The 24,613-nt window shown below is 46.8% G+C and carries 20 protein-coding genes and 2 pseudogenes; 15 read left to right on the top strand and 7 right to left on the bottom strand.

Features of this window, described 5'->3' with window-relative positions; all coding sequences use genetic code 11:
• Positions 1 to 36: 36 nt before the first annotated feature.
• Complete coding sequence (locus EPH95_RS09085) at positions 37 to 303, bottom strand: NifU family protein (protein WP_227003860.1); 267 nt, start codon at positions 301 to 303, stop codon at positions 37 to 39.
• 173 nt (positions 304 to 476) lie between these two features.
• Between EPH95_RS09085 and EPH95_RS09080 the strand changes: the two genes are divergently transcribed.
• On the top strand, positions 477 to 779 hold the full coding sequence (locus EPH95_RS09080; RefSeq protein WP_142089281.1) for a YuzD family protein: 303 nt from the start codon (positions 477 to 479) through the stop codon (positions 777 to 779).
• Positions 780 to 811: 32 nt separating this feature from the next.
• Here the strand turns inward: EPH95_RS09080 and EPH95_RS09075 are convergent, their stop codons facing one another.
• Complete coding sequence (locus EPH95_RS09075; protein WP_142089279.1) at positions 812 to 1,891, bottom strand: NAD(P)/FAD-dependent oxidoreductase; 1,080 nt, start codon at positions 1,889 to 1,891, stop codon at positions 812 to 814.
• Between the two features lie 442 nt (positions 1,892 to 2,333).
• On the opposite strand from EPH95_RS09075, the pseudogene EPH95_RS09065 reads away from it, so the two are divergent.
• The 11 genes and pseudogenes from EPH95_RS09065 to EPH95_RS09015 all read left to right on the top strand — a co-directional run bounded on the left by EPH95_RS09065 (position 2,334) and on the right by EPH95_RS09015 (position 15,187).
• Positions 2,334 to 3,505 (top strand): annotated as a pseudogene (locus EPH95_RS09065) (IS3 family transposase).
• Positions 3,506 to 4,260: 755 nt separating this feature from the next.
• The gene (locus EPH95_RS09060; protein ID WP_142089276.1) at positions 4,261 to 4,497 is read left to right on the top strand and encodes a YuzB family protein; all 237 of its coding nucleotides are present in this window, start codon (positions 4,261 to 4,263) and stop codon (positions 4,495 to 4,497) included.
• A gap of 293 nt (positions 4,498 to 4,790) precedes the next feature.
• Positions 4,791 to 5,030, top strand: a complete 240-nt coding sequence (locus EPH95_RS09055) for a hypothetical protein (RefSeq protein WP_142089274.1) — start codon at positions 4,791 to 4,793, stop codon at positions 5,028 to 5,030.
• A 28-nt stretch (positions 5,031 to 5,058) separates the two neighbouring features.
• The gene (gene dapF / locus EPH95_RS09050; RefSeq protein ID WP_142091559.1) at positions 5,059 to 5,913 is read left to right on the top strand and encodes a diaminopimelate epimerase; all 855 of its coding nucleotides are present in this window, start codon (positions 5,059 to 5,061) and stop codon (positions 5,911 to 5,913) included.
• A gap of 249 nt (positions 5,914 to 6,162) precedes the next feature.
• A complete protein-coding gene (locus tag EPH95_RS09045; protein WP_142089249.1) occupies positions 6,163 to 7,461 on the top strand; it encodes a transposase in 1,299 nt (432 codons plus the stop codon).
• 479 nt (positions 7,462 to 7,940) lie between these two features.
• Positions 7,941 to 9,137 carry an acyl-CoA dehydrogenase family protein gene (locus EPH95_RS09040; RefSeq protein WP_142089272.1) on the top strand — a complete coding sequence of 399 codons (1,197 nt, stop codon included), beginning with the start codon at positions 7,941 to 7,943 and terminating at the stop codon, positions 9,135 to 9,137.
• 25 nt (positions 9,138 to 9,162) lie between these two features.
• Entirely contained in the window at positions 9,163 to 10,422 is a 1,260-nt protein-coding gene (locus tag EPH95_RS09035) for a CaiB/BaiF CoA transferase family protein (protein WP_227004110.1), read from the top strand.
• Between the two features lie 64 nt (positions 10,423 to 10,486).
• Entirely contained in the window at positions 10,487 to 12,004 is a 1,518-nt protein-coding gene (locus EPH95_RS09030; protein ID WP_142089269.1) for a leucyl aminopeptidase, read from the top strand.
• Positions 11,994 to 12,326: a DUF3870 domain-containing protein gene (locus EPH95_RS09025; protein WP_142089267.1), complete on the top strand. Its 333-nt coding sequence runs from the start codon at positions 11,994 to 11,996 to the stop codon at positions 12,324 to 12,326. The genes EPH95_RS09030 and EPH95_RS09025 overlap by 11 nt, the downstream gene beginning before the upstream one ends.
• Positions 12,323 to 13,980 (top strand): annotated as a pseudogene (locus EPH95_RS09020) (thiamine pyrophosphate-dependent enzyme). Before EPH95_RS09025 ends, EPH95_RS09020 begins: the two are co-directional and overlap by 4 nt.
• Before the next feature lie 52 nt (positions 13,981 to 14,032).
• A complete protein-coding gene (locus EPH95_RS09015; RefSeq protein ID WP_142089265.1) occupies positions 14,033 to 15,187 on the top strand; it encodes a saccharopine dehydrogenase family protein in 1,155 nt (384 codons plus the stop codon).
• A gap of 32 nt (positions 15,188 to 15,219) precedes the next feature.
• On the opposite strand, the gene EPH95_RS09010 is transcribed toward EPH95_RS09015, so the two are convergent.
• From EPH95_RS09010 to mqnE, 4 genes are all read right to left on the bottom strand, one after another.
• The gene (locus tag EPH95_RS09010; protein WP_142089263.1) at positions 15,220 to 15,771 is read right to left on the bottom strand and encodes a hypothetical protein; all 552 of its coding nucleotides are present in this window, start codon (positions 15,769 to 15,771) and stop codon (positions 15,220 to 15,222) included.
• A gap of 122 nt (positions 15,772 to 15,893) precedes the next feature.
• Positions 15,894 to 17,492, bottom strand: a complete 1,599-nt coding sequence (locus EPH95_RS09005) for an ABC-F family ATP-binding cassette domain-containing protein (protein ID WP_142089260.1) — start codon at positions 17,490 to 17,492, stop codon at positions 15,894 to 15,896.
• A gap of 323 nt (positions 17,493 to 17,815) precedes the next feature.
• Complete coding sequence (locus EPH95_RS09000) at positions 17,816 to 19,114, bottom strand: transposase (protein ID WP_142089249.1); 1,299 nt, start codon at positions 19,112 to 19,114, stop codon at positions 17,816 to 17,818.
• A 285-nt stretch (positions 19,115 to 19,399) separates the two neighbouring features.
• A complete protein-coding gene (gene mqnE, locus EPH95_RS08995) occupies positions 19,400 to 20,494 on the bottom strand; it encodes an aminofutalosine synthase MqnE (protein ID WP_142089258.1) in 1,095 nt (364 codons plus the stop codon).
• Positions 20,495 to 20,729: 235 nt separating this feature from the next.
• Between mqnE and EPH95_RS08990 the strand changes: the two genes are divergently transcribed.
• Positions 20,730 to 20,909, top strand: a complete 180-nt coding sequence (locus EPH95_RS08990; protein WP_142089256.1) for an aspartyl-phosphate phosphatase Spo0E family protein — start codon at positions 20,730 to 20,732, stop codon at positions 20,907 to 20,909.
• 153 nt (positions 20,910 to 21,062) lie between these two features.
• Positions 21,063 to 21,416, top strand: a complete 354-nt coding sequence (locus EPH95_RS08985; RefSeq protein WP_142089254.1) for a HesB/IscA family protein — start codon at positions 21,063 to 21,065, stop codon at positions 21,414 to 21,416.
• Between the two features lie 89 nt (positions 21,417 to 21,505).
• Here the strand turns inward: EPH95_RS08985 and EPH95_RS08980 are convergent, their stop codons facing one another.
• Complete coding sequence (locus tag EPH95_RS08980; RefSeq protein ID WP_142089252.1) at positions 21,506 to 22,498, bottom strand: NAD(P)/FAD-dependent oxidoreductase; 993 nt, start codon at positions 22,496 to 22,498, stop codon at positions 21,506 to 21,508.
• A 474-nt stretch (positions 22,499 to 22,972) separates the two neighbouring features.
• Between EPH95_RS08980 and EPH95_RS08975 the strand changes: the two genes are divergently transcribed.
• The gene (locus EPH95_RS08975; RefSeq protein ID WP_142089249.1) at positions 22,973 to 24,271 is read left to right on the top strand and encodes a transposase; all 1,299 of its coding nucleotides are present in this window, start codon (positions 22,973 to 22,975) and stop codon (positions 24,269 to 24,271) included.
• Positions 24,272 to 24,613 lie beyond the last annotated feature (342 nt).

The raw sequence follows: 24,613 nt of genomic DNA, 5'->3' as shown, positions 1-24,613 counted from the left end.
CCGACATCTTCTTGTCGGAGCTTTTTCAAGTAAGGTCTAAAAAACCTGTTCGATTTCCGTGACGCCCGGCACCTCTTCTGTGAGTGCCCGCTCAATTCCGGCTTTTAATGTAATCGTTGAGGATGGGCAAGTGCCACACGCGCCCATTAAACGTAGTTTTACAATGCCATCTTCCACTTCGGCCAGTTCAACGTCGCCGCCGTCCCGAAGAAGAAATGGGCGAAGTTTTTCGAGTACTTCCTGTACTTGTCCGGTGATGTCTACAGCCTCTGTCATTGCAAACACTCCTTTCTTAACATCCATTATAATACCCAGGACGTTAAAAATCTATGATTGGGACTTATCTTTATGGGGAAAGTGTTTTAATCCCGGTGATACCCGGAGGTCAGAGATCGTAAACCGAAAATGAAGTCTCTGCCTTAGTTTCACTTTATACCATATCATTGTACAATAAGTATAGGGAAGGGGGCGCTGATATGTCAATCACCATCACTGTATACGGAGCGGAGAAAAAATGCGCGAGCTGTGTGAATTTGCCATCGGCATGGGAAACCAAAGAATGGTTGGAAGCATTGCTTAACAGGAAATATGAAAGTCAACGGCTGTCGTTTGACTATATCGATATTGAGCAGCCGAAATCAGGGCATGAGGCATTTGTCCGCCATATGATTGAAGATGACCGAATGTACCCACTCGTTACGATTAACGGAGACGTTGTTGCCGAAGGGAATCCGAAACTGAAAGATATTTACTCCAAAATGGATGATTTAGCCCAATAAAACAGCTCACCACTGATAGGTGAGCTGTTTGATTACACTCCGGAATGGTACTTGTACATCCATAAAACACCGCTTTTTAGGAGGCGGGCGACACGGCCGGTGACGGCTGCTTTTTCTCCCATCATCGTGCCGAATCCTTTTTTCTTTCCAAGGGAGCCAAGCGTGCCTTTTAATTTTAATTCAGGCATGGTGTCCGGAAGTTTTTCCCCTTTCCATTGTAACTTTAGGATGTCAACAATTTGCTCGCCCTGTTTTTCCGCAAGTTGTGCGCTTGGGGCGTGGGGGAGGCTGGCGCCGTCTCCGACGACAAAAGCATCGGGAAATCCCGGAATGTGATGATGCTTAGTGAGGATAATGCGTTTTTTTTCGTCCATTTCAACGTCCAAATCACGAGTGACGTTAGAGGGTTGTACACCTGCAGTCCAGATCACTGCATCGGCTTTGATTCGTTCATCATGATTGTAAAGTGCATCGGCAGAAACACGAGTAATGTTGGAATTGCTAACGATTTCCACATCATGTTTTTGAAACCAGGAGGTTACATATGAACTCAGCCGTCTTGGGAACATCGGTAAAATGGTTTCGCCGCGGTCGAAAAGCCGGATGTTAAGGTCATGCCGGCTTTCCCGTAACTCTGCTGCCAGTTCCACCCCCGACAACCCCGCGCCAACAACGGAAACACTGGAATGAGGGGGGAGGTTGCTGATGGCTTCATATGTACGCCGGGTATTTTCCATGCTTTGAATGCTAAATGTATGTTCTTTCGCTCCCGGAACCCCGTGGTACTTGTCAGTCGCTCCGAGTCCGATCACGAGTTTATCATACTCCAAGGTGTCATTCTTTTGATCTGTGGCCAACGTGATTTTTTTCTCCGAAAGGTCGATATTTTGCACGTTTCCGAAGTGATGGCGAACATGTTTTGGAAAAGGCACACGGATTTCATGATCCGATTCCGTGCCTGCAGCCAATGCATAATATTCGGTTTTGAGACAATGATAGGGCAGTTTATCTACAAGAATGATCTCATAGTCGGAAGGCAAGTCCTTGGTGTTTAATTGCTGCATGACCTTCATCCCGCCGTAACCGCCGCCCACTATTACAAGTTTTCGCATGCTTATGGACTCCTTTTGGTAAAAATGCACGAGTACGCTCAGTATTACAAAATATACCCAAAAGCATAGTTATTGTTGTGAGACGTTCATGCACACACTCTTTAAATTATAACGATTAAGAGGACAGAAAACAACAATCGCGTGGGCATGAGGAAAGAAGTGAATGTTTTGAGAAAAAAAGAGAGGTGCACGGGTAAAATTTTAAATATTATTAGGCGAAAGCGGAACTTATTTTGGTGAAATAATTCACATTAGCAAAAACTCGCTTTTACGCTCCAACGCACCTCTGAGAGGGAGGAAACACGAATCCGGGGTGTGATGAGGGCTCCAACGCACCTCTGAGAGGGAGGAAACATGGATCCGGGGTGTGATGTGGAAGTAGAATAAAAGTTGGACACACAAAATTGGTGCATTGTTAAAATGGATCTAAAGGAGTGTGCCTATTTTGCAACATCATGATATAGAATTTAAACGGTATGCGGTGAAACTTATCGTTCATGAGGGTAAAAAAAGAGCAGATGTCGCGAGAGAGCATGGAATCTCCGCTAGCACGCTGGAAAATTGGGTGAGAAATTATCGTGAGGATAAGGGGGACTCCCTTTTCGGAAGCGGTTATCTCACGCCAGCGGAAGAGCAACATCAACGGGACGTGAAAAGAATTGAGGAATTGGAAGAAGAAGTGGCGATTCTAAAAAAGGCAGCGGCCTTCTTCGCCAAAAACCAGGAGTGATCTACCACTTCATCGAGGAACACCGACAAGAGTTTCGTGTGGCGAAGATGTGCGAGGTTTTAGGTGTTTCCAGAGGCGGCTATTACGAATGGCGCAACCGCCCGCAATGCCCGCAAAAACAGCGAAAAGAAACCATCGTTGAGGCCATCGAGCAAATCTTTATCCAATTCCGGAAAACGTTTGGGAGTCCGCGGATAACGAGGGAACTGCATAAACACGGCTTTACAGTCACTCAGAAAACGGTGTCGAATTATATGCGAGAATATGATCTTCGCCCAAAGACCGCCATGAAGAAAGGGAAAAAGACAACCGATTCCAATCATGATCACCCGGTGTATCCCAACCTGCTTCAACGGGATTTTCATACAGATCATCCCAACGAGGCTTGGGTGGCGGATATCACCTATATCTGGACCCGGGAAGGCTGGCTTTACCTGGCATCGGTGATGGACTTATTTTCTCGTAAGATCATTGGCTGGAATATCAGTCACCGTCTCACGAAAGAACTGGCCATAACTGCCTTACATCGGGCGATGCGCCTTCAACCTCCGCAAGAGGGACTCATCCACCACTCAGACCGGGGGAGCCAATATGCCTCCCATGCCTATCAGGCTATTCTCCAGGAACACGGCATGCTCACAAGTATGAGCCGGAAAGGCGATTGTTATGACAATGCGTGCATCGAGTCTTTTCACGCTACCATTGAAAAAGATCTGCTGGCCCATGAAACCTACGATACACGGGAGGAGGCTAAGATGAGCGTTTGGGAGTACATTGCCTGCTTTTACAACGAAGAACGTACCCATTCCACCATTGGCTATATGTCGCCTAACCAATTCGACCGGCAGTATAGACAAGCTCAAAGAGGCGACATGACGGTGTAACGAAAAAACGCTGATAGCAAATATGATCGTTATGCTGGGAGCCGTGAAGTTTACCTTTGACAGCTGTGCCCGATGCCCCGATTCACCGGTTGGGGATGGGGCCCCTCCGCCGAATCGGGAGCATCGATCGGTTCGTGGTACACTGACGGATGCGGCTGATGCGCCCATGAGCTTTTTTCTCCCAGCCGCCATCAGATGCACACCACGAACCGAAGCAGCTGTCAAAGGCGGCGGATTCAGAAATAGCAACTTGAAACTTGAGGACTAAAAAGGCACCAATTTTCTGTGCTCGTATTATTGACATAACTCCAGATGAGGGCTCCAACGCACCTCTGAGAGGGAGAAAATGTGAATCCGGGGTGTGATGAGGGCTCCAACGCACCTCTGAGAGGGAGAAAATGTGAATCCGGGGTGTGATGAAGGCTCCAACGCACCTCTAAGAGGGAGGAAACATGGATCCGGGGTGTGATGAAGATTCCAACGCACCTCTGAGAGAGAGGAAACACGGATCCGGGGTGCTAATAAACGTTTCAGATGGAGGGCTTTCGCTAAATCCTTATTCTTCCTCTTTGGGAGATAGCATTCTGACGATGCTACCTTTTTTGGCTTCAGTACACTGTGGTCGATGAGGTGCTAAATGAAGGTTGCAAGGCCGTTCTATTGACGCTGACACGGAAAGAAGCTACCATGACAATGGAATATGTCTAACAAGTTGATGGGAATTTGAACAGGAATGAACAGGAAAGGTGAGAGAAATGTTTCCCATTGTCGAGTTCTGTATCAGTAACTTGGCTAGCGGAACCCATCCTGTGCTGGAAGCATTGGAAAAAGATCCGGGTCTGGAAGTGGTCGAATACGGATGCCTCGGATTTTGCACGACTTGTGCTGAAAATGATTACGCACTTGTGGACGGTGAAGTGATCACCGGCGCAGATAGTGATGATCTGCTCGCCAATATTTATGCTTTTCTTGAAGAAGAAGGTATGATATAGAATAAAAGCACGTGTGTAGAGTGGGAGCCACCGTACATACGTGCTTTTTTGTCTTGGTCGCCCAATTATGGTTTCGTGAATATGCAGGGAAACGTTTGAATATAAAAAAGAAAACAGTTGGCTAATCAGCTGATTTCCTTCGAGAATGGACATGGAAAGCATGGGGAAAAGAACTCAACGAATAAATTTTGCGAGTATTTTATACAAAATTCTACTATTTCCCGGGAAATAAGACACGAAATAATTGACGTCAGTGATGATTTCGCTATACTGTCAGAAAGGAGGGAATCACGATGAAGTTACTTCCTTTCGAAAATACGTGGCCTTATGAACGGATTCAAGATGATATTTATTTTGAGGAATGTCCGAATTGCGACGCTGAAAATGTGCTCACCTATATGAAGAAAAAACAATTAGAAGATGCTTTTGATGGGGTGAAGACCGATATCATCATGCCTTGTTGCCAATATAAAATAACAATCGCCGAAGCAGATAACGATTATTTTTGGGCTACGGAACGGTTGCGAAAGTGAGGATGGACCGACGGTGAAGTTTACGAAAATGCATGGGCTTGGTAATAGCTATATTTATGTGGATGGTTTTAAAGAAAGCATCCCGAATGAGGAGCGTTTACCTAATCTGGCGTCCGAAGTTGCGAACCCGTATACCGGTATCGGTTCGGACGGCTTGATTCTTATTCTTCCTTCGAACGTTGCGGACGTGAAAATGCGAGTGTTTAACAGCGATGGTTCGGAGGCAAAAAGTTGCGGGAATGGTTTGCGTTGTGTTTCCAAATATGTTTATGATCATCGATACATCGAAGACGATAAGTTTTCCATAGAAACGCTTGGAGGGATCGTTGAATCTGTCGTTCATCCCAGTGAAAATGGCGATGTCTCTGAAGTTACGGTCGACATGGGAGCCCCCCGACTTAAACGAAAGGACGTGCCGATGCGCGGCAAGGACGGCGCACTCGAGGAGAACGTCATCGATGCGACGGAACATATCGATGGGGCTGATCACACCTTCACCGCGCTCTCCATGGGAAATCCTCATGCTGTCTTCTTTGTGGACACACTTGAAGATGCCCCGCTTGAAACCGTAGGTCCTCTCGTAGAGAAGGCAGATATTTTTCCGGAAGGTACAAATGTTGAATTTATTTCCATCGAAAATCCGTCGGAAATTGATTTTGCCGTTTGGGAGCGCGGGAGCGGCGTGACGCAAGCGTGCGGAACCGGTGCTTGCGCCGCAGTTGTGGCAGCTGTATTAAATGGAAAACTAAAAAGAGATGAACCGATTGTTGTCCATTTGCCCGGTGGTGATTTGACGATCAGGTGGTCGTCGAAAGACAATCACGTATGGATGAAAGGGCCGGCGGTTACTGTTTGTACGGGTACGTACATGAGGAATGGATGATTTGTTCATCAAACGTTTGTTTAAGAGCTAATTGCGCTGTCCCAAAACACTTGCCATGAAAGGGATGAATAGGACGCAAAAAGAGATTTTCCCCCAAAACCCAACGGATTCACGGGGCTTAGCGGAGCTTGTAATTACCGATTTGGAAATATCGACCCCAAAATACAAAAAACAGGTGAAAACCGCGCCATCAGTGCGTTAAAATGGTTATAGACAAAAACAACCAAACACTGAGGAGGTTTCACCTGCATGGCTATTATACCACAAATGAATTTATTTTCGTGGACGGATATTGAAGATCTTGGTGATTTAGAACGTTTACGATTAGTATTGGATTATTTGCCCGATGAGACACTCATGGAAACGCTGGAAGAGAAGCGCTTCAAAGGGCGGGATGATTATCCTGTTCGGGCCGTTTGGAACACGATACTTGCCGGTGTAGTGTTTGAACACGGATCGATGGAATCCCTACGGCGGGAGTTGAGCCGCAATGGTCAACTGCGAAACTTGTGCGGCCTCAAGGATGGGAAAGTGCCGCCAGCATCCACATATTCTCGGTTTATGAAAAAGCTTTTAAAGCATGAAGAAGCGATCGAGCATATCTTTGACACGCTGGTTGAACAACTCTATGAGTTGGTCCCGGATTTCGGGAGATCCCTGGCCATCGATGGGAAAGGGGTATCATCGTTTGCGAACCGATATGCCAAAAACGACGAACCAGACGGCCGTCGAGATACCGATGCCGATTTTGGAAAAAAAGCGTATAAGGGGCGAAAGGAAGATGGGGCGATTTGGAATAAGGTCGTGAAATGGTTTGGGTACAACATTCATCTGATCGTTGATGCCGTGTATGAACTCCCTGTGGCTTATTCGGTGACGAAAGCGTCGGAGCCGGATATTAACGCCGGTCATGATCTAGTCGATGAGCTCGAAAAAGAACGTCCTTGGATCTTGGAGCAGGCAGACACCCTTGCCGGTGATCGTGGCTATGACGACACAAAACTTATGGAGCGACTGTTCGATGACCACACGATCAAACCGGTCATTGACATCCGGAACATGTGGAAAGACGGGGAAGAAACCCGCCAACTGATGGATAAGGAAAATGTGACGCATGATTTTAAAGGCACCGTTTATTGCTATTGTCCGACCACCGGAATCCGACGAGAAATGACCAATGGAGGGTTTGAAAAGGATCGAGAAACATTGAAAAAGCGTTGCCCGGCCAAGCAATACGGCATCACCTGTGAAGGGGCCGCCGATTGCCCGGTCGCCAAGGGATTACGCATCCCTCTCGACGAAGATCGTCGTGTCTTCACCCCTATTGACCGCACGAGTTATGCTTGGGTGGACGCCTACGCAAAACGAACCTCTGTGGAACGCGTGAACAGCCGTCTGGATGTGTCTTTCGGTTTCGAACAGCATACGACACGCGGGTTGAAAAAGATGGGGAACAAAACAGGGCTTGCCCTTGGCATCATGCTTGCGATAGCCTTGGGGCGAGTGAAAGAAGGCCAACCCGAAAAAATGCGGAGCCTTGTTTCCTAGGCCGCAAACATGTAGACAACATGATTTTTAAAAATCCCCCTTGTGGACAACAGGAGACGTATGTCTTTTGGGAGGGGATAAACACATCCATATCGGAATTTTGTGTATGTCTCGCTCAATTTGAGCTAAGAGCATTCACTTTGCGGGGGAACATCCGCTCTATTTTTTTATCCCTAACCTCAAAAGATGCTACAGCGCAAAAAGCTCTTTAAATGTTCATGTTGACGGAAATCGCTTGCAATGATAGACTTTTTATCAAGAACTGTTAAGATCTTATCTCATCCAACGCCCGGATGGGTTCTAAGGTTAAAAGCCAGTTTACTTCACAGGGAGTAGACTGGCTTTTTTTAGCAGGTAAGAAAAATATAGACCAACTTTCTTACCTGCATAAGTACAACTTTGCCTTTGCCGCAATGTTTGGTTGAAAACAAAGTTATTCTAACGTTCTGCATGATTATTAAGGGAGAGGGGCATGTGTTATGGATTTTGCATTAACGGAAGAGCAACAAATGGTACAAAAGACAGTTCGCCAATTTGTCGATGCCGAAATTATGCCGAATATAGCTGAATGGGATGCACAAGGGCATTTTGAACATAGCATTTTGGATAAAATGGCAGAGCTGGGCCTAATGGGTATTTGTATTCCGGAAAAATACGGCGGAAGCGGCATGGATTATAATACGCTTGCCATCGTTTGCGAAGAGCTGGAGCGGGGAGACACAACCTTTCGGACGGCAGCTTCGGTCCACACCGGTTTGAATAGTATGACGATTCTGCAATGGGGCTCGGAAGAGCAAAAACAAAAATATTTACAACCTCTTGCTTCCGGGGAAAAAGTCGGTGCATTCGGCTTGACGGAACCGAATGCTGGCTCGGATGTGGCTGCGATGAACAGTACCGCCACGAAAGAAGGCGATTATTATATCCTGAACGGCTCCAAAACATGGATTTCGTTATGTGATGTTGCCGATTATTTCCTCGTCTTTGCTTATACCGGGGAAAAAGAAGGGAAACATAGCAGCATTTCCGCCTTTATCGTGGAACGGGAGTGGCAAGGATTTAGTTCGAAAGCGATCAAAGGAAAGCTGGGCATTCGTGCCGGGAATACTGGAGAAATTTTCTTTGATGACGTGAAAGTCCCGAAAGAAAACTTACTTGGAGAAGAAGGCGAAGGCTTCAAGATTGCCATGTCCGCCTTGGATAACGGCCGCTTCACGGTAGCTGCAGGCGCAAGCGGATTGATCATGGCGAGCCTGGAGGCATCAGTCGCGTATTGCCACGAAAGAAAGACGTTTGGAAAAGAAATCGGCAAACACCAGCTTGTCCAGCAAATGATTGCGAAAATGGAAGCAGGCCTGCAAATGAGCCGGTTGCTCGTATTTAAAGCCGGTGAGCTAAAAAATAAAGGGGTCCGCAACACACGGGAAACATCACTTGCAAAATGGCAAGCCTGCAATTTTGCCAATGAAGCAGCTAATGACGCGGTGCAAGTCCACGGGGCGTATGGGTATTCCAATGAGTATCCGGTCGAGCGTTACTTGCGGAATTCTAAAGCGCCGGTGATCTATGAAGGAACACGAGAGATTCATACCGTGATGCAGGCCCGTTATGCCCTTGGGGAAACAGAAGATAAGCCGTTGAGGGAAATGCTGCCCGCGTGGCCATTTGAAGAGTAGAAATAATCCTGCAAACAGGGAGACAATGATGAAGAAAGCGCCGCAATTCGCGATGAAGCTCGGCGCTTTTTTCTATATGGAGAAAGGGGAAATCAAAATGGAAAACGCATTAAAAGGGGTAAAAGTACTGGATCTTTCGCGTGTGCTTGCCGGTCCGCTGGGAACGATGCTTCTTGCCGATATGGGCGCGGATGTTTTGCGAGTGGAGCAGCCTGGCGGAAGTGATGACATTCGTCATTGGTATCCGTTTGTCGGTGAAGAAAGCACTTACTACATGGCTGCCAATCGGAATAAGCGCTCGATGACGCTACATTTAAAAACAGAAAGAGGAAGGGAAATTTTTGAAAAGCTCGTCAAAACCGCTGATATTGTCGTTGAGAATTTTAAAAGCGGAACGCTGGATCGTCTTGGGCTTGGTTACGAACGGTTGAAAACGATTAAGCCGGACATCATTCTTTGTTCCATTACCGGCTACGGTCAAACCGGTCCTATGCATAAACATCCGGGGTATGATCCCGTCATTCAGGCGGTCAGTGGATTAATGGATGTTACGGGGCAAAAAGACGGAGACCCTACACGGGTAGGGATTCCCGTCGCTGATATTATGACGTCCCATTACGTGGCGATCAGCCTGTTGGGTGCATTAAGGGTTCGTGACCAGGAACAAGAAGCGCAACATGTTGACCTCTCTCTTTTAGATGTGCAAGTCAGTTCGCTTGCGAACATTGCCAGCAGTTATCTTTTGAAAAATCACATCACTCAGCGAATGGGCAACGCCCACGGAAATATTACGCCGTATGAAACATTCCAGTGCGCGGATGATCCGATCATGATCGCTGCCGGCAATGACCGGATGTTCGCGGCGGTGGCAAATGTAATGGGGCATCCGGAATGGGTGGACGACAACCGCTTTCAAACGAATCGTGACCGCATCGAACATCGGGACGAACTCCGTGCTCTGCTTGAAGAAGTGTTTGCACAAAAAACAGCGGCAGAATGGGAGGATCTGCTAAGCGAACACGGGGTTCCATGTGGTGCCGTAAATAACATTGAGCAGGTATTCGAACATCCCCAAGTTCAACACCGGGAAATGGTGAAGAAAGGAGAACACGAAACATTGGGGGAAGTGAAATTCGTACGAAACCCTATTCGAGCAAACGAAGAAACCTTGCCTATCGATCAAGCACCTCCGGTTCTGGGGGAAAATACGGAAGAAGTATTGGCAGGAGAATTCGGAATGGATGAAGAAAGTTTACAGGTGCTCAAAAAAGAAGGTATTATTTAAGAGAGAGCTGGTCTGCTGTCTTGATCGGCTTTAATCGGAATGGGAAAGAACGGAGGCGGGAACATTGTTTGCTGTCGAAAAAAAATGGACGAAAAAAAGCACTGATCAGGTTCTTGTAATCGGTGTGCGCGAAGAGGATGATGAACTCCCGGAAGAATTGGAAAAAGGGAGCAAGTCAATGGTTGCGGCATTGAACAAGCAATGGACCGATGGAGCCATCAAATCAAAGGAAGCAGAAGTGACCAACATGACTGTTTTAGACGATGGAGAACATCTTCAGCAGTTGATCTTTGTTGGACTTGGCTCTGATGGCGACCGTACATTTGCTGACTTGAAGGATGCTTTTGGTGCCGCGGTGAAAGCTGTACATGACCAAAAAGCGGTGAAGGTCGGTGTCTTGTTGGATACCTTTTGCGCCCAGGAGGCCGGTTTCGATGAAGAAGTCGTCACGCAGGCATGGTCGGACGCAGCATTAACAGCACCGTATCGCTTTGATATTTATAAAACAAAAAAAGAGGAGCAACGGAACTTTACGTATACAATTTACATTCAAAGTGGCGAATCGGAAGCAGTGCGAACGGGCATCCATCAGGGGCGGGCCTTTGGCCAGGGAGTGAATTTGGCACGGACACTCGTTAACATCCCCGCCAATGATTTAACGCCTGCCGCGTTGGCAGAAGAAGCGGAAGCACTGGCTAACCGACATGAGAAGGTGTCAGCTGAAATTCTGGATATTAATGAACTGCGTTCCTTGGGGATGCATGCGCTGCTTGCGGTAAATCGCGGTTCGGATCAACCGGCGCAAATGATTATCTTGCGCTATCAAGGAGAAGAAACGTGGGGGAATCCTTTGGCATTCGTCGGGAAAGGCATTACTTTTGATTCCGGCGGATACTCCATAAAACCCGGCCATGGGATGAAAACGATGAAATCGGATATGGGTGGAGCGGGAGCTGTGCTCGGTGCCTTTGAGGCGATCGGCCAAATGCAACCGCAAAAAAATGTGATGGCTGTCATTCCTGCAACAGAAAACCTCATTAATGGTTCAGCAATGAAACCGGGAGATGTGCTGCAGACGTTTGATGGGCAGACGATTGAAGTGAACAACACAGATGCGGAAGGGCGTTTGATCCTTGCGGATGGCGTAGCTTATGCACGGCATTTGGGCGCGGGTAAAATTGTGGATATTTCAACCCTTACAGGTGCATGTGTCGTGGCATTGGGGGACGTCATGACAGGGGCCTTATCCAATGATGATGCATTATATGAGGTGTTTGAAAAGAGCGCGGAAGAAGCAGGGGAGCATGTTTGGCGTTTTCCTACCCATCCGCGTTATGAAGAAATGGTGCGTTCCAGCGATGTGGCCGATTTAAATAATGCTCCCGGACGTGAAGCAGGAACCATTACGGCAGGGCTTTTTATCGGTTCATTCATTCATGGGCTTCCGTGGATCCATTTGGATGTTGCCGGCACCGCATATTTAGAGCGTGAGACCCCATTAGGCCCCAAAGGCGGCACCGGGGTGATGGTTCGGACACTTGCAACCCTCGCACAGCAAGGGGAAGATAATTATGGCGACTGAACATACATGTTTTATTGCCGGACACGCGAAACTTCCGCAAGGGATGGCAGCCAAAAGTGTTTTTGACTCATTGACCATCACAGCAGAAGTGGACCGGGAACACGGGGTCATTTTGGAAGCTTCTTGCACGTTGGCGACCGATCACGGTCGTCAATACATTCATGATCTTTTAAAAGGCATTAGCTTAAAGACGGGTTTAGATGAAGCGGAGGCATTAATCGCCCGTCAATATAAAGGAAAAGCGACTAACGCATTGCTCGCCGCTGTCTTGGATTTGCATCGGCAATACGAAGCTATGCAGGAAGGAAGTGTTGAAACATGAACACACGGTATCAAAAAACAATGACAGGTGGAGAAGCGGTCGTTGAATGTATGCAAATTGAAGGGGTGGAGCGCGTTTTTAACGTCCCCGGAGAAAGCTTTCTTGCTGTTTTGGATGCCTTGGAGCAGCAAACCTCCATCCAGCTCATAGCAAACCGCCATGAAGGCGGTGCCGGTTTTATGGGAGAAGGATATGCAAAAGCAAGCGGCAAACCGGGCGTTGTTATGGCCACCCGGGGGTTGGAGCAGCAAACGCTTCTATCGCTATACATACGGCTTATCAAGACTCTACGCCGCTTGTCGTTTTTCTGGGACAGGTACAAAGAGAAGTCCTGGGAAGAGAAGGCTTTCAAGAAGTGGATTTTGACCGCAGCTTTCAAGCGATGGCGAAGTGGACGACAGAAATCACGGATGCGCGGCGGGTGCCGGAGTTGGTGCAAAAAGCTTTTCGGGTCGCGCGAACCGGTCGTCCGGGCCCTGTGCTTGTTTCTTTGCCGGAAGATATGCTGAAAGATGAAGCGTTAATGACCTTTGGCCCTTCTGCACATAAACCCAAACCGGCACCTTCCCGCGAAGAAGCCGATAAATTCCAAGAATTGTTGCAACAATCAAAACAACCGATCATCATAGCGGGAGGAGGCGTTCAATTGTCCGGTGCCGAAGAAGCTTTACGCCTCTTCGCAGAAAAATATTCGATTCCTGTCATTGCAGGTTTTCGCAGGCAAGACCTTATTGATAACCACCATCCGAACTATGTGGGGAACATGGGATTAGGAGCCGCGCGTTCACTGGTTAAACATTTTCAGGAAGCGGACCTCGTGATTGCGCTGGGGACACGTCTATCGGAAGCGACCTCCCAAAACTATACGCTCCTTGGGTGGGAGCAGTCACTTATCCATGTTGATGTTGACCCTAATACGATCGGAATGGTATATGCCCCCGATCTTGGTATCGTCGCCGACTTGAAAATGGCTTTGGAAACGTTTACGGAACTTCCATTCCAGCAAACGTGGGAAAATTGGCTACAGACATGTAAGCAATCTTTTGACCGTATCGTCGAAAAACCCGGGGATGATTCCATCTACACCTCTGTTGTCGAAACACTCTATAACCGTTTGCCCGATGAAGCGGTTTTGACGAATGATGCCGGGAATTACGCCACATGGGTGAACGGGCTTTTTCGTTTGAAACGCCCCAACTCCTTTATTGGACCGGCAAATGGAGCTATGGGATATGGGTTGCCGGCGGCGGTGGGGGCGAAGATGTTCGCTCAGGAAAAACCAGTCGTTGCTTTATGCGGGGACGGGGGATTTATGATGACAATGCAGGAAATTGAAACCTCCATTAGAGAAGATATCCCGGTTATTTGTATCGTATTTAATAATCAGATGTATGGAACGATCCGTATGCATCAAGAAATGCATTATCCGGAGAAAGTCATTGGCACCGACCTCGGAAGTGTAGATTTTGCAAAGATGGCAGAGGCCATGGGGGCCAACGGATATAATGTTGAAACCGGGGAAGATTTCCGAGCCGCTTTAGAGGATGCGTTGCAATTCGGGAAAACAACCGTCATTGATGTGAAATGCGAAGAAGAACCTTATGTTGCTTATCGGAAAACCATCGATGACATGCGTAAGGCATCCATGTCATAACATAAAAGTATTGAGGCTGCCGTAATCTGTATGGCAAAGGAGGTCACATCGATTGAAGATTGCAGTTCTCGGTGCTGGTTTAATGGGAAAAGAAGTGGCAAGAGACCTTGTGAACAGTTCCGGTGTGGAAGCGGTAGCGCTTGCCGATATTGATCTCAACCGCGTGGAGTTCGTATGTCGTCAACTAAATGTGCAAATGTTGAACGGATACCGTGTGGATGCAAGTGATCCAACGGAATTATCCACGTTCATGGCCTGCTATGATGTGGTGATTAATGCCCTCTTTTATTCATTTAATACAATTGTTGTGGAAGCTGCTATTGAAGCGGGCGTCCATTGTGTGGACTTGGGAGGGCACATTGGAAATGTGACGGATCAAGTGTTAATGAAGGATAAAAATGCCCGGCAAAGAGGCGTGACGATTATTCCCGACCTTGGAGTAGCCCCTGGCATGATCAATATTTTATCGGGGTATGGGATGGAAAAACTCGACCGCGGACAAGCGATTAAGTTATATGTAGGCGGCATTCCCGTGCGGCCGGAACCTCCTTTGGAATATAATCATGTGTTTTCCATGGAAGGGTTGCTTGATCATTACACGGACCCTGCCTCCATTATTCGTAACGGGAACAAACAGCGCATCTCTTCCCTAACTGAAATTGAGAAGATATATTTTGATCGCTTTGGCCCGTTGGAAGCTTTTCATACTTCAGGTGGAACATCAACGTTAAGCCGCTCTTTTCCGAATTTAGATACGTTAGAATATAAAACCATTCGCTATCCCGGCCATGCTGAAAAGTTTAAACTTCTCGTGGATTTGAATTTAACGGACAAGAATTATTCCGTCGATGTGAATGGACAAAACATTAACCCCAGGACCGTTCTTTTAAAAACGCTGGATCCTATCGTTGATTTAAAAGAAAAAGACGATGCTGTTCTCTTGCGCGTACTGGTCGAAGGATTGCGTGCAGGAAAATCCTCAGCCTATACCTATGAAATGATTACGTTGAAAGACCGGGAAAGTGGTGTTACAGCGATGGCAAGGGCGACAGCCAATACAATCTCCGTAGTTGCGCAAATGGCCGCTTCCGGAGAAATCCAAAAACGGGGTGTTTTTCCCCCAGAGCAAATCGTACCCGGGGCTAGCTATATCGAAGCGATGGCTAAAAGGGATGTGCACATCACGGAAACAGTGACGGAGAATTAGGGAGCCTATGCCCGGGCTGCGTCCAATATGCGTCACAATGTTTGCTCAGACTCCATCCCTGCAATGACGTAAACCTCCCGATCTTCATCATAGGAAAAGGTAAACGTCTCATCGAAGTGGGCCCGGTTTCCGGCACCATCCTCTACAGAAGATGTTTGCATGTGGACGATCATTTGATCGTCGTTATGATCAATCTTTAATTGCTCAACATCCCGGTGCACTAGGGAATCAACCTCTATATAGTCATCAATTTCCTCGTATTCCGCTAAATGCGGACGATGAAATTGATTGTAAATGTTTAATGCCATTTCTTCGGTAAAATAATATTGGAGCTCTTCTACAATATGGGCGCCGGTTTCCGTGTCTACTTCGCCTTCTTCAACATCGAGAAATTGATGGGTCCATTCCTGGACAGCCTTGAGCGACAGAATAAGACCATGCTTGTCCTCCAAGAAGGTATCTTCCACAAACGGTTTCGGTTTTTGAATCGAGGGGGACTGCTCCTCGGCGCTCTGAACCAATGTTGGCATTGCCAGCAGGCTGATCAGAAAACAGATACTGATGATTGCCTTTATTTTCATCATTAACGAACCCTCACTTTTAGAAACATCAACAAAAGTTTTGGGTTTAGGGTGCCTAAATGTACAGGAGTTTATCCAACATGAAAGACCCGGAGCTCTATTTATGCCCCGGGTTTTGTATTCATTCATTGATTGATTAAATTCATATCGGCCAAATAATCTTCATACGTTTGCTTTTTGTCCATGACCTTCTCTGGCGTGAACTCGATAATGCGATTCGCAATCGTTTCGATAAATTGATGGTCATGGGAGGAGAAGAGCACGGAACCGTCAAATTCAATCAAAGCATTGTTCAAAGCGGTAATGGATTCAAGGTCCAAATGGTTGGTCGGTTCATCCAAAATTAATACGTTAGCACCGCTAAGCATCAATTTTGAAAGCATGCAACGAACTTTTTCGCCTCCGGAAAGGACAGATGCTTTTTTCAATGCTTCTTCTCCGCTGAATAGCATTCGCCCTAAGAAGCTGCGAATATACGTTTCATTTTCATCATCGGAATATTGGCGGAGCCAATCAACAAGGTTTTTGTTCGTCCCTTCAAAATACGCTGTATTGTCTTTTGGAAAATATGCTTGGCTTGTTGTAACGCCCCATTTATAATAGCCTTCATCCGGTTCAAGTTCTCCGGCAAGAATTTGGAATAGCGTTGTTTTTGCTACTTCCTGGTCGCCGACAAATGCAACTTTTTCTCCTGGTTCAAGCCTGAAGCTGACGTTATCCAACACTTTATTCCCATCGATGGTTTTTGAAAGCCCTTCGACGGTAAGCAAATCATTGCCTATTTCTCTATCCGGCTTAAAATTAATATACGGCGTGCGTCGGGAAGAGGGTTTGATGTCGTCCAGTTCGATTTTTTCCAATGTCTTCTTTCTTGATGTGGCCTGTTTGGATTTGGACTTGTTGGCACTGAACCGTTCGATAAATGCTTTTAACTCTTTCACTTTTTCTTCTTTTTTCTTGTTTTGTTCTTTTGCCATTTGCCGGGCCAGTTGGCTGGATTCATGCCAAAAATCATAGTTTCCGACAAACAGTTCGATTTTGCCGTAATCAATGTCCGCGATATGCGTGCAGACACTATTTAAGAAATGGCGGTCGTGGGAAACGACAATAACCGTGTTTTCAAAATTAATCAGGAATTCTTGCAGCCATTGAATAGCTTTGATGTCCAGGTCGTTTGTCGGCTCATCGAGAAGCAAAATGTCGGGGTTGCCGAACAGTGCTTGCGCAAGCAGCACTTTCACTTTCTCGGAACCGGCGAGTTCGGACATCTGTTTGTGATGCAGGTCGGTTGTGATGCCGAGTCCATTGAGGAGGGAGGCCGCTTCGTTGTCGGCATCATAGCCGTTTAATTCTGCGAATTCCCCTTCGAGTTCGGCCGCACGCATGCCGTCCTCATCGGAGAAGTCCGGTTTCATATAAATGGCGTCCTTTTCCTTCATCACTTCATACAGGCGCGTATGCCCCATGATAACTGTTTCAAGCACTTCAAATCCTTCGTACGCATAATGGTCTTGTTTCAAGACGGCCATACGTTGATTTTTTCCAATGTGGATTTCCCCTGTTTGCGCTTCAAGCTCACCGGAAAGAATTTTCAGGAATGTCGATTTTCCGGCACCGTTTGCGCCGATCAAACCATAGCAGTTTCCCGGATTGAACTGAATATTTACTTCATCAAAAAGCTTTTTGTCGCCGTAACGTAAACCGATGTTTTCGCAACTAATCAAATGATATCGACCCTTTCTATTATGATGACGCCCCTTATGGGACCGAAGTTTACAATTAAACAGTCTACCTTTCATCATAACACGTTTTTGGCTTCCTTACACTCTTTAGAAAAAGAGAGCTTTTTGCGCTGTAGCATCTTTTGAGGTTAGGGATAAAAAAATAGAGCGGATGTTCCCCCGCAAAGTGAATGCTCTTAGCTCAAATTGAGCGAGACATACACAAAATTCCGATATGGATGTGTTTATCCCCTCCCAAAAGACATACGTCTCCTGTTGTCCACAAGGGGGATTTTTAAAAATCATGTTGTCTACATGTTTGCGGCCTAGGAAACAAGGCTCCGCATTTTTTCGGGTTGGCCTTCTTTCACTCGCCCCAAGGCTATCGCAAGCATGATGCCAAGGGCAAGCCCTGTTTTGTTCCCCATCTTTTTCAACCCGCGTGTCGTATGCTGTTCGAAACCGAAAGACACATCCAGACGGCTGTTCACGCGTTCCACAGAGGTTCGTTTTGCGTAGGCGTCCACCCAAGCATAACTCGTGCGGTCAATAGGGGTGAAGACACGACGATCTTCGTCGAGAGGGATGCGTAATCCCTTGGCGACCGGGCAATCGGCGGCCCCTTCACAGGTGATGCCGTATTGCTTGGCCGGGCAACGCTTTTTCAATGTTTCTCGATCCTTTTCAAACCCTCCATTGGTCATTTCTCGTCGGATTCCGGTGGTCGGACAATAGCAATAAACGGTGCCTTTAAAATCATGCGTCACATTTTCCTTATCCATCAGTTGGCGGGTTTCTTCCCCGTCTTTCCACATGTTCCGGATGTCAATGACCGGTTTGATCGTGTGGTCATCGAACAGTCGCTCCATAAGTTTTGTGTCGTCATAGCCACGATCACCGGCAAGGGTGTCTGCCTGCTCCAAGATCCAAGGACGTTCTTTTTCGAGCTCATCGACTAGATCATGACCGGCGTTAATATCCGGCTCCGACGCTTTCGTCACCGAATAAGCCACAGGGAGTTCATACACGGCATCAACGATCAGATGAATGTTGTACCCAAACCATTTCACGACCTTATTCCAAATCGCCCCATCTTCCTTTCGCCCCTTATACGCTTTTTTTCCAAAATCGGCATCGGTATCTCGACGGCCGTCTGGTTCGTCGTTTTTGGCATATCGGTTCGCAAACGATGATACCCCTTTCCCATCGATGGCCAGGGATCTCCCGAAATCCGGGACCAACTCATAGAGTTGTTCAACCAGCGTGTCAAAGATATGCTCGATCGCTTCTTCATGCTTTAAAAGCTTTTTCATAAACCGAGAATATGTGGATGCTGGCGGCACTTTCCCATCCTTGAGGCCGCACAAGTTTCGCAGTTGACCATTGCGGCTCAACTCCCGCCGTAGGGATTCCATCGATCCGTGTTCAAACACTACACCGGCAAGTATCGTGTTCCAAACGGCCCGAACAGGATAATCATCCCGCCCTTTGAAGCGCTTCTCTTCCAGCGTTTCCATGAGTGTCTCATCGGGCAAATAATCCAATACTAATCGTAAACGTTCTAAATCACCAAGATCTTCAATATCCGTCCACGAAAATAAATTCATTTGTGGTATAATAGCCATGCAGGTGAAACCTCCTCAGTGTTTGGTTGTTTTTGTCTATAACCATTTTAACGCACTGATGGCGCGGTTTTCACCTGTTTTTTGTATTTTGGGGTCGATATTTCCAAATCGGTAATTACAAGCTCCGCTAAGCCCCGTGAATCCGTTGGGTTTTGGGGGAAAATCTCTTTTTGCGTCCTATTCATCCCTTTCATGGCAAGTGTTTTGGGACAGCGCAATTAGCTCAAAGAATGAACGCCGCGTAAAAAAACCGGCGCTAAACTAGCGCCGGGAGTCGTGATCGATTTAATACGTTTTTACAATGTTGTAGAAGGTGTCTCTTTCAACCGGCGTTTTATTTGCGCCTTTAATTAAGTGGATGAGCTCTTTTCTCGTGATTCCTTGAGACGTTAGTGCGCCGACCGAATGGGAAATTCGTTCTTCAATCAGCGTGCCGTGAATGTCGCTGGATCCAAATGTGAGTGCCATTTGTGTCAGCTGTGGTCCAATGTTGATCCAATAGGCTTTAATGTGCTGAAAGTTATCAAGCATGAGCCTGGCGATTGCAATCGTGCGCATATCATCAAACGATGATGTGCGCCGTTCGAGGCCCGCTTTCTTTTTACGCGGTTGCATGGCTAGCGGGATGAAAACCATAAAGCCATTGGTTTGATCTTGCAGCTGGCGGACGCGGTCCATATGAATGAGACGCTCCTCATACGTATCGATGGACCCGTAGAGCATGGTGGCATGTGTTTTCAATCCCAAGTCGTGGGCGATTTCATGGGCTTCCAGCCATTCGTCGGTGCTTGCTTTTTCCGGGCTCATCTTTGCACGGTAGCGCTCGGTAAGGATTTCCGCGCCTCCGCCCGGGAGGGTATCAAGCCCGGCATCGATCAACTGCTCCAGGACCTCCCGCATGGAAAGGCCGGCATGGCGGGCGAAGAACTCGATTTCCGCTGCAGTGTAGGCTTTGACGGTTGCTTGCGGGTAGTTCTTTTTCAAGGCTCGAATGGTGTTTAAGTAATAATCAAACGGCACGTCGGTGTTATGTCCGCCGACAATGTGGAATTCACGAATGTTGTCATTCCAACGAGCACTTACATATTGAAGCATTTCTTCTTCATGCATCGTATACGCGCCTTCTTCGCCGGGCTTTCGCTTAAACCCGCAGAATGCACAGTTTGCTTCGCATACGTTGGTTGGGTTAATGTACATGTTTTCTATAAAATAAACGTTATCTCCGTTTTTTCGCTCGTTGACTTCATTTGCCAGCTGGGCAACGGTGAGCAGATCGGCAGAATGGTATAATGTCAAGCCATCTTCAATGGTAAGGCGTTCGCCATGTAATACTTTTTCGCGGATTGCCTGAAGGTCTGTGTCTTGCATTAGTGTACCCATTTTATTCCTCCTCGGATAAATCTTCTTTGGGTGAATGTATAAACACTGATTTGAATTCATGTTATCTGGATTCTATTATACATCCGAGAAAGGACAAAGAAAAGCAATCGGTGCGATCGCGATTTTTGTCGACAAAATTAGGACTTGCCTTTGTTGTTTATCTTAAGGTATTATCAGGAAATAGAGAGCATAATACACGCAAAGCATAAAAGATAGCAGGGAAGGGGATTAATCGATGAAGTCCGCCGTGGCAACAAACCAAATGGAAGACGATTTAGAGACTTTACGGAAGCAAATGGTGGAAGCGGCAAAAGAACATGGGATGCAACACCCTCTTGTATTGTATTACAGCCGTGAAGTTGATCGCGTGCACACAGAATTGCAAACGACACGATACACCTCCAAATGTGGATAAGAGGACATAGCAAAAAAATAATGATATTCATGAACGAGTTCGGTGTTTTTTAACCTTTGGCGATTGTATGATATGATAAAGTCATAGGATCCATAAGGGGATATATGCCCCATGTTAGATCATGGACATTCATCCGAAGGAGGTAAGGAGCCAATGATTGAAATCACCGATGCGGCAATGTCGAAAATTAACGGCATGAAGGAAGAGGAAGGCGACCCTTCTTTGATGCTGAGGGTTGGAGTCAAAGGCGGTGGTTGCAGCGGCCTTTCGTATGGACTGGGATTTGATGCAGAAAAGAATGAGGATGATGCGCTGTTCGATAAATCGGGCTTGGGCGTGCTCATCGATAAAGAAAGTAAGCCGGTCGTTCACGGCCTCGTAATTGATTATAAAGAAAATATGATGGGCGGCGGATTTACGCTGGATAATCCGAATGCGATTTTAAATTGCGGCTGCGGCGCATCATTCCGGACGAAAGAAAATGTAGGCACACCGGAAAATTGCTAAACGAAAAAAGTCCGTATGGGGAGTCGTTTCCTCATACGGACTTTTTTGCGTAGGAAGTACTCTAACCTCTAACTTCCCAACTCTAACCTCTAGAACATATGCGTGCTGTGGCCGGGTTGAAGGCGAGCTGTAGGGTCCATATAGGCCTTAGCGTTGCTTACGGCCATCGGCGCTTCTCCGAAGCCGGTGGCAATCAGTTTCACTTTTCCATCATAAGAGGTAATGTCTCCCGCGGCATAAATGCCTTTAATGTTCGTCTCCATCCGGGAATTTACGAGAATCGAGTTCTTCGTCGTCTCGAGCCCCCACGTTTTGATGGGGCCGAGAGAGGAAATGAACCCATAGTTTACGATGACGTTGTCCACATCGACTACTTTTTCGTCGCTTCCTTTTACCTCTTGAAGGACGACTTGTTTAATGTTTTCGCCATCTCCCCGGAGTTCGCTTACTTCAAAGGGGGTGTGCATTCTGACGGGCGCTGATTGTAATTCGGCAATGCTATGTTCATGCGCGCGGAATTTGTCCCTTCGGTGTGTAAGGGTTACATTTGCGTTGTTGGCAAGCATGAGCGTCCAATCGACGGCAGAGTCCCCGCCTCCGCAGATAAGGACATCTTTATTCTTGAAAGCGCCGAGATTGTCAACGAAGTAATGAAGGTTTCCCCCTTCATATTGGGCTGCTTCTTCGATTTTCAATTTTCGCGGCTGGAAAGCACCCACGCCGGCGGCAATGATGACCGTGCGCGAATAATGAACGTCTTCGTTGGTCTCGATGCGAAATGTTTCATCGTTCAGCTTCTGGACGGTTTCTACAGATTGATCGAGCACGACGGCTGGATCAAACATGTTCATTTGTTCGACCAAATTATCAACAAGTTCCTGTGCGCGTACCTTTGGGTAACCGGCCACATCATAAATGTATTTTTCAGGGTAAAGCGCTGAGAGTTGTCCGCCCAACTGCGGCATGCTTTCAATGATTTTCACTTTTGCCTGGCGCATGCCGCCGTAAAAAGCAGTAAACAATCCTGCAGGTCCGCCTCCAATAATTGTTATATCGTAAAGATCAATGGAAGTATCCTCCACGAATCTACACCTCCACACCAAATATATGATCTCGTATTGTCACGCAGCGTACGGTATATCCATTAACCATCAGGTTGTTTCTGATGGAAGTTTCACTTTTATATAGCAGAAATATTATAACACTATTGATGAAGAGAAGAAAAGTGAATTGCTCGTTCGTCCATTTGGTTGGCATAGATGAAGGGAGAATGATTTTTGGAATTTGAAGGTGCTGTATATCAAAGCCTTTTTGGATAAATTTATCCTATAGAGCTAATTGCGCTGTCCCAAAACACTTGCCATGAAAGGGATGAATAGGACGCAAAAAGAGATTTTCCCCCAAAACCCAACGGATTCACGGGGCTTAGCGGAGCTTGTAATTACCGATTTGGAAATATCGACCCCAAAATACAAAAAACAGGTGAAAACCGCGCCATCAGTGCGTTAAAATGGTTATAGACAAAAACAACCAAACACTGAGGAGGTTTCACCTGCATGGCTATTATACCACAAATGAATTTATTTTCGTGGACGGATATTGAAGATCTTGGTGATTTAGAACGTTTACGATTAGTATTGGATTATTTGCCCGATGAGACACTCATGGAAACGCTGGAAGAGAAGCGCTTCAAAGGGCGGGATGATTATCCTGTTCGGGCCGTTTGGAACACGATACTTGCCGGTGTAGTGTTTGAACACGGATCGATGGAATCCCTACGGCGGGAGTTGAGCCGCAATGGTCAACTGCGAAACTTGTGCGGCCTCAAGGATGGGAAAGTGCCGCCAGCATCCACATATTCTCGGTTTATGAAAAAGCTTTTAAAGCATGAAGAAGCGATCGAGCATATCTTTGACACGCTGGTTGAACAACTCTATGAGTTGGTCCCGGATTTCGGGAGATCCCTGGCCATCGATGGGAAAGGGGTATCATCGTTTGCGAACCGATATGCCAAAAACGACGAACCAGACGGCCGTCGAGATACCGATGCCGATTTTGGAAAAAAAGCGTATAAGGGGCGAAAGGAAGATGGGGCGATTTGGAATAAGGTCGTGAAATGGTTTGGGTACAACATTCATCTGATCGTTGATGCCGTGTATGAACTCCCTGTGGCTTATTCGGTGACGAAAGCGTCGGAGCCGGATATTAACGCCGGTCATGATCTAGTCGATGAGCTCGAAAAAGAACGTCCTTGGATCTTGGAGCAGGCAGACACCCTTGCCGGTGATCGTGGCTATGACGACACAAAACTTATGGAGCGACTGTTCGATGACCACACGATCAAACCGGTCATTGACATCCGGAACATGTGGAAAGACGGGGAAGAAACCCGCCAACTGATGGATAAGGAAAATGTGACGCATGATTTTAAAGGCACCGTTTATTGCTATTGTCCGACCACCGGAATCCGACGAGAAATGACCAATGGAGGGTTTGAAAAGGATCGAGAAACATTGAAAAAGCGTTGCCCGGCCAAGCAATACGGCATCACCTGTGAAGGGGCCGCCGATTGCCCGGTCGCCAAGGGATTACGCATCCCTCTCGACGAAGATCGTCGTGTCTTCACCCCTATTGACCGCACGAGTTATGCTTGGGTGGACGCCTACGCAAAACGAACCTCTGTGGAACGCGTGAACAGCCGTCTGGATGTGTCTTTCGGTTTCGAACAGCATACGACACGCGGGTTGAAAAAGATGGGGAACAAAACAGGGCTTGCCCTTGGCATCATGCTTGCGATAGCCTTGGGGCGAGTGAAAGAAGGCCAACCCGAAAAAATGCGGAGCCTTGTTTCCTAGGCCGCAAACATGTAGACAACATGATTTTTAAAAATCCCCCTTGTGGACAACAGGAGACGTATGTCTTTTGGGAGGGGATAAACACATCCATATCGGAATTTTGTGTATGTCTCGCTCAATTTGAGCTAAGAGCATTCACTTTGCGGGGGAACATCCGCTCTATTTTTTTATCCCTAACCTCAAAAGATGCTACAGCGCAAAAAGCTCCTATATTGATTCCCTTGAAATACATTTAGAAAAAGGGTTATAATTATATGTAGAAATAATGAATATTTATAGATGTTATTTTTACGTATATATGTGAAAATGATCACACAGTGATTATAATAAAAGGATGTGGGA

The sequence above is a fragment of the Salicibibacter halophilus genome, assembly GCF_006740705.1.
In the GTDB taxonomy this organism is placed as follows: Bacteria; Bacillota; Bacilli; order Bacillales; family Marinococcaceae; genus Salicibibacter; species Salicibibacter halophilus.
Note: the sequence above shows the minus strand (reverse complement) of the source record. Positions and strands in the feature narration are given on the sequence as shown.

What these genes read in the sequence shown, in the direction of transcription:
- EPH95_RS08975 (WP_142089249.1), top strand. Translation starts at nt 22,973, where the DNA reads ATGGCTATTATACCACAAATGAATTTATTTTCGTGGACGGATATTGAA.
- EPH95_RS08990 (WP_142089256.1), top strand. Translation starts at nt 20,730, where the DNA reads ATGAAGTCCGCCGTGGCAACAAACCAAATGGAAGACGATTTAGAGACT.
- EPH95_RS09045 (WP_142089249.1), top strand. Translation starts at nt 6,163, where the DNA reads ATGGCTATTATACCACAAATGAATTTATTTTCGTGGACGGATATTGAA.
- EPH95_RS09000 (WP_142089249.1), bottom strand. Translation starts at nt 19,114, where the DNA reads ATGGCTATTATACCACAAATGAATTTATTTTCGTGGACGGATATTGAA.
- EPH95_RS09035 (WP_227004110.1), top strand. Translation starts at nt 9,163, where the DNA reads ATGATGAAGAAAGCGCCGCAATTCGCGATGAAGCTCGGCGCTTTTTTC.
- EPH95_RS08985 (WP_142089254.1), top strand. Translation starts at nt 21,063, where the DNA reads ATGATTGAAATCACCGATGCGGCAATGTCGAAAATTAACGGCATGAAG.
- EPH95_RS09060 (WP_142089276.1), top strand. Translation starts at nt 4,261, where the DNA reads ATGTTTCCCATTGTCGAGTTCTGTATCAGTAACTTGGCTAGCGGAACC.
- EPH95_RS09040 (WP_142089272.1), top strand. Translation starts at nt 7,941, where the DNA reads ATGGATTTTGCATTAACGGAAGAGCAACAAATGGTACAAAAGACAGTT.
- EPH95_RS09080 (WP_142089281.1), top strand. Translation starts at nt 477, where the DNA reads ATGTCAATCACCATCACTGTATACGGAGCGGAGAAAAAATGCGCGAGC.
- EPH95_RS09025 (WP_142089267.1), top strand. Translation starts at nt 11,994, where the DNA reads ATGGCGACTGAACATACATGTTTTATTGCCGGACACGCGAAACTTCCG.
- EPH95_RS09085 (WP_227003860.1), bottom strand. Translation starts at nt 303, where the DNA reads ATGGATGTTAAGAAAGGAGTGTTTGCAATGACAGAGGCTGTAGACATC.
- dapF (WP_142091559.1), top strand. Translation starts at nt 5,059, where the DNA reads ATGCATGGGCTTGGTAATAGCTATATTTATGTGGATGGTTTTAAAGAA.
- EPH95_RS09075 (WP_142089279.1), bottom strand. Translation starts at nt 1,891, where the DNA reads ATGCGAAAACTTGTAATAGTGGGCGGCGGTTACGGCGGGATGAAGGTC.
- EPH95_RS09055 (WP_142089274.1), top strand. Translation starts at nt 4,791, where the DNA reads ATGAAGTTACTTCCTTTCGAAAATACGTGGCCTTATGAACGGATTCAA.
- EPH95_RS09010 (WP_142089263.1), bottom strand. Translation starts at nt 15,771, where the DNA reads ATGATGAAAATAAAGGCAATCATCAGTATCTGTTTTCTGATCAGCCTG.
- mqnE (WP_142089258.1), bottom strand. Translation starts at nt 20,494, where the DNA reads ATGGGTACACTAATGCAAGACACAGACCTTCAGGCAATCCGCGAAAAA.